This window comes from Paraburkholderia sp. UCT2 (genome assembly GCF_014397665.1).
GTDB lineage: Bacteria > Pseudomonadota > Gammaproteobacteria > Burkholderiales > Burkholderiaceae > Paraburkholderia > Paraburkholderia tuberum.
Map to the genome: position 1 here is coordinate 1 of NZ_VZQO01000103.1, position 4,187 is coordinate 4,187.

A 4,187-nucleotide genomic window follows, 5' to 3' on the forward strand; every position below is an offset into this window, starting at 1 on the left:
CCGCGTCGGAAATCGCCGGGTGCGGCACGTCCGCACCGTGCGGCTCTGACAGCAATGCTAACCCGCGTTTGATTCCGTTGCGGCAGGCCAGCCTCTGTCCCGCAGGAAGTCATACTGCCTTCCAGGTTTCTCGGCGAAAATGTGGGTCATTGCAAGCATCGCGAGTCGCTTACTGATAGCCGCCCGATGAGTAAGCTGAAGAATATTGAGGAGTGGTTGAGGGTTGGCCGGGATAAGCAAAAAATCCGCCACATCTCAATGTAATGCACTGATTAAAAATGAAAAATTCCCGTTGCAACATGGATTCCGCGAGGAACCATACAGGCAGTGTCGGAGAGCCGCCGACCTTCGGTCGTTCAGCTGCTTGAGCAAGATCGTCTACAACGTGGCCGAGACCTTTCATACGTCAGTTGACCCACTAAGCGGCTGACGCATTCACGTCAGGCGGGTACCGGCTCACGAAGCTGGGCAAGAATACTCATGTCCGAATCTGGCCGAGGGTGTGTGAAAACGCACTCATCGTCTAAACTGAATCAACTCATTGAGACCGGGTGACTCATGAAGCGATTCGTTGAAGGCGATGACCGCAAGCAGGTCGCACTACTTCCCGAACGCGTCGATGACTACATCGGCCAGGACAACCCGATCAGAATCGTCGACGTGTTCGTGGACGAACTGGACCTCACGACGCTCGGCTTCAACGGCACCACGCCCGCAATCACCGGGCGCCCGTCCTACCACCCTGGCGTGATGCTCAAGATCTATATCTACGGGTATCTGAACCGGGTACCCTCAAGCCGGCGTCTTGAGCGCGAATGCCAGCGCAATGTCGAGCTGATGTGGCTGGCAGGACGTCTGGCGCCAGACTTCAAGACGATCGCCGACTTTCGCCGCGACAATGGCCCGGCCATTCGCAACGTATGCCGTCGCTTCGTCGAGCTGTGTCGAGGACTGAAGCTGCTATCCAGCGACATGGTTGCCATCGACGGCTGTGAACAGCCGCGACAGAAACTTCACTGCGGGCAAAATCGACAAACGCCAGCAGCAGATCGAGGAAAGCGTCCAGCGATACCTCGACATGATTGAAACTGCAGACCGGACCAGTCCGACTGGTTTCGATGTGAAGACCGTGCGCCTGTACGAGAAGATCGCGCTCCTGCGCCAGCGGATGCGTGAGCTCGAGCAGATCAAACATCAGTTGAAGAATGAACCGGACGGACAGTTGTCGCTCACTGACCCGGATTCCCGCTCCATGACCAGTGGTGGCAAAAGAACCGGAACGGTCGGCTACAACGTCCAGGCCGCTGTGGATACGAAGCATCATCTGATCGTCGAACATGAGGTGACGAATGTCGGAAGCGATCAGGGGCAACTCAGCAGGGTGGCTTTGTCGGCGAAGAACGCGATGGGCAAGCCGAAGCTGAAGGTGCTGGCTGACCGGGGCTACTTCAGCGGTCCGGATATCCGTGCGTGCGAACTGGCCGGGATCAAGGCGTATGTCCCGAAACCACTAACCTCTGCATCAAGGAAGAAAGGGCTCTTCACCAAGCGCGATTTCGTCTACGTTGCAAGAAACGATGAATATCGATGCCCCGCCGGCGAGCGCGCAATTCGTCGATTCACAACCGTTGAGAGTGACATGACGTTGCAGGTGTACTGGCCCAGCGCATGCCCGCGTTGCCATCTGAAGGAGCGATGTTCTCCCAGCGACTATCGCCGCATCCGACGATGGGAGCACGAACAGATACTGGAAGCCATGCAGCGTCGGCTCGACCGCAAGCCTGATGCAATGACCATCCGCAGAAGTACCGTTGAGCATGTATTCGGTACGCTCAAGCAGTGGATGGGTGCCACACACTTCCTGACCCGCACGCTCGGACGGGTGAGCACCGAAATGAGCCTTCAGGTGCTAGCCTACAACCTCAAGCGCGTCCTCAATATACTGGGGGTTGCCGGAATGATGAAGGCGATGAAGCTGGCTACCAGCTGAGGCCCTGAGGGGCTTCTTGCGGCCGCGATGTTCGATTAGCGCAAGCTCGACGCATCTAACTTGATCGATCCGACCGGCAACGTCGCCCTCAGCGGTAGAAATGGAGTTTCCACACGCCCTCGGCCAGAATCGTTTCTGCGTTTCCTTTAAAGTCTGGGCATGAGCCTCGACCCAGATATCTGTTACCAAACATTGCTTTCACGAGACCGCCGTTTCGACGGTTGGTTTTTTGTCGCCGTGTCTTCGACGGGGATCTACTGCCGGCCGGTCTGTCCTGTCCGGACGCCGAAGCGCCAAAGCTGTCACTTCTTCCCAAACGCCGCGGCTGCTGAAAAGGCCGGCTTCCGGCCGTGCCTACGCTGTCGGCCAGAGCTGGCACCCGGCAACGGCCTACTGGATGTGTCTGCCCGGCTCGCACATGCAGCGGCGATGCTTATCGAGGCAGGCTTCCTGAACACCGCGAGCCTCGCAAAACTGGCCGCTCGTGTTGGCGTTACCGACCGGCACCTCCAGCGGATTTTCGATGCCGAATATGGAGTATCGATGATTGAATTCGCCCAAACGGCGCTGTCAGGTTGCTGGGAGGCGTCGCGTAAGATGTCGCGATGAAGAAAGTAAAATCGATATATCACGGTCACCGTTTCCCGGCCGGCATCATCAGTTGCGCCGTGCGGTGGTATTACCGCTTCCAGTTGAGCTTGCGCGACATCGAGGAACTGCTTTTCGAGCGCGGCGTGATCGTGACCTACGAGACGATCCGGTGCTGGTGCGAAAAGTTCGGTGCAAACTTCGCTCACCGCGTCAGATCGACCCGGCGAAAGCCGGGCAGCACATGGCACCTCGACGAGATGTTGGTCACGCTACGCGGCGAACCTTATCTGTTGTGGCGCGCGGTCGACGAACATGGTGCCGAACTCGACATCCTGCTCCAGAAGCAACGCGACAAGGCTGCAGCCAAGCGCTTCTTCAAGCGCGTCCTGCGTTCGAATCCCGCGCCGCGCAAGATCGTCACCAACCAGTTGCGCAGCTACCCGGCAGCGAAGGCGGAGATCCCCGAGCTGGCGAACGTCAAACATGTCTTCGTCAAAGCCGCCGCGCGCGTGAATAATCGGGCGCAGAACAGCCCTCAACCGACCCGTGAACGCGAGCGCCGGATGCGAGGATTTCGTGACCCGAAACGTACGCAAGCATTCCTCTCGTGCTTCGGGCCGATCAGACAACACTTTGCGCTCAAGCGGCATCTGCTGCGCGCCTCACTCCACCGCAAACAGCTTGCAGCGAGGTTTGTCGCATGGCGCGAATTCACCGGCCTCGCCCAAAATCCGTCTACCAGTTACTGAGGAGTGGACAGTCATGCTACTGAGTTGCCCGATTTCGGTAACTTGACAACGCCGTGGTGGTACACAGCCCCCGAACACGGTGTTGTGGGCGCAATGAGAGTAAAGCCAGCCCGAGTGCGCGCTGTATGAATCGCGGCACGATTCGTACGATTCGTCGGCGCCCGCGAATCGTGCGACTTTTCCTTCGCGTCTCACGCTGCTACAACAATCGCGAGCACGCTCGTGCCCTGAAATTTCGATAATTTGTTGGAGCGAACGGGTCGCCGATTCAATGACCGCAGGACACTTGCACGTCCGCTTGAGATAACGTAGAGGCGTACGACACTACGGCTGATGCAGTCTCCGGCAATACCCGCCATGCCACAAGCGAAACAACATCGGCGGCCGACACACCAGGCAATTACCCGGTTGCTACCGGCGCGTCTCGTGGCCCCCACCTCGTGGACGGTGGGATCCGGCTCACCACACAGCGATCGCCCACCTGCAGATACAACGCGATGACGCTGCGGCGCATCGTGCGCATCGTTATCAACAACTGCGTCGACAGCGCTAGTGATAGAGCACATCGAATGAGATCGGCATCCGAGCGAGGTGTGTTTCCGATTCGTAACAACCTGCGAAAACTCAATTGGTCTTCGGTGGGTTTTTCCCCGGACGCCGCAAACCTATAGTGACAACCACTCGCTGCAGCAATTCAATCGCCGCGAATCCCGTAGCCAACATAGGAGAGTTACTAAGCCGAAACAAAGTAACCGGACATGGGTCAAGCCGCGTAGCGGACTGACGGATGTTGAAACATGGATCGGACCAGGGCGGGAATCTTCTGCAACGAGCGCAGAACCGCTCGAACTCGCTGC

Annotated in this window: 1 protein-coding gene and 2 pseudogenes; all 3 read left to right on the top strand. The window is 58.0% G+C overall.

What is annotated here, in order from left to right; all coding sequences use genetic code 11:
- The first annotated feature begins 558 nt into the window (after window positions 1–558).
- The 3 genes and pseudogenes from F6X39_RS35715 to F6X39_RS35725 all read left to right on the top strand — a co-directional run bounded on the left by F6X39_RS35715 (window position 559) and on the right by F6X39_RS35725 (window position 3,330).
- Window positions 559–1,990: pseudogene (locus F6X39_RS35715) on the top strand (IS1182 family transposase).
- Window positions 1,991–2,149: 159 nt separating this feature from the next.
- Window positions 2,150–2,554, top strand: a pseudogene (locus tag F6X39_RS35720) (Ada metal-binding domain-containing protein); the annotation flags it as partial.
- Window positions 2,555–2,595: 41 nt separating this feature from the next.
- Window positions 2,596–3,330 (top strand): IS6 family transposase, encoded by a 735-nt coding sequence (locus F6X39_RS35725; protein WP_187620096.1) that lies wholly within the window; start codon window positions 2,596–2,598, stop codon window positions 3,328–3,330.
- Window positions 3,331–4,187: the final 857 nt, after the last annotated feature.

Bases quoted from the DNA above. Each gene is read 5' to 3' on its own strand.
- F6X39_RS35725 (WP_187620096.1), top strand. From the start codon at position 2,596: ATGAAGAAAGTAAAATCGATATATCACGGTCACCGTTTCCCGGCCGGC.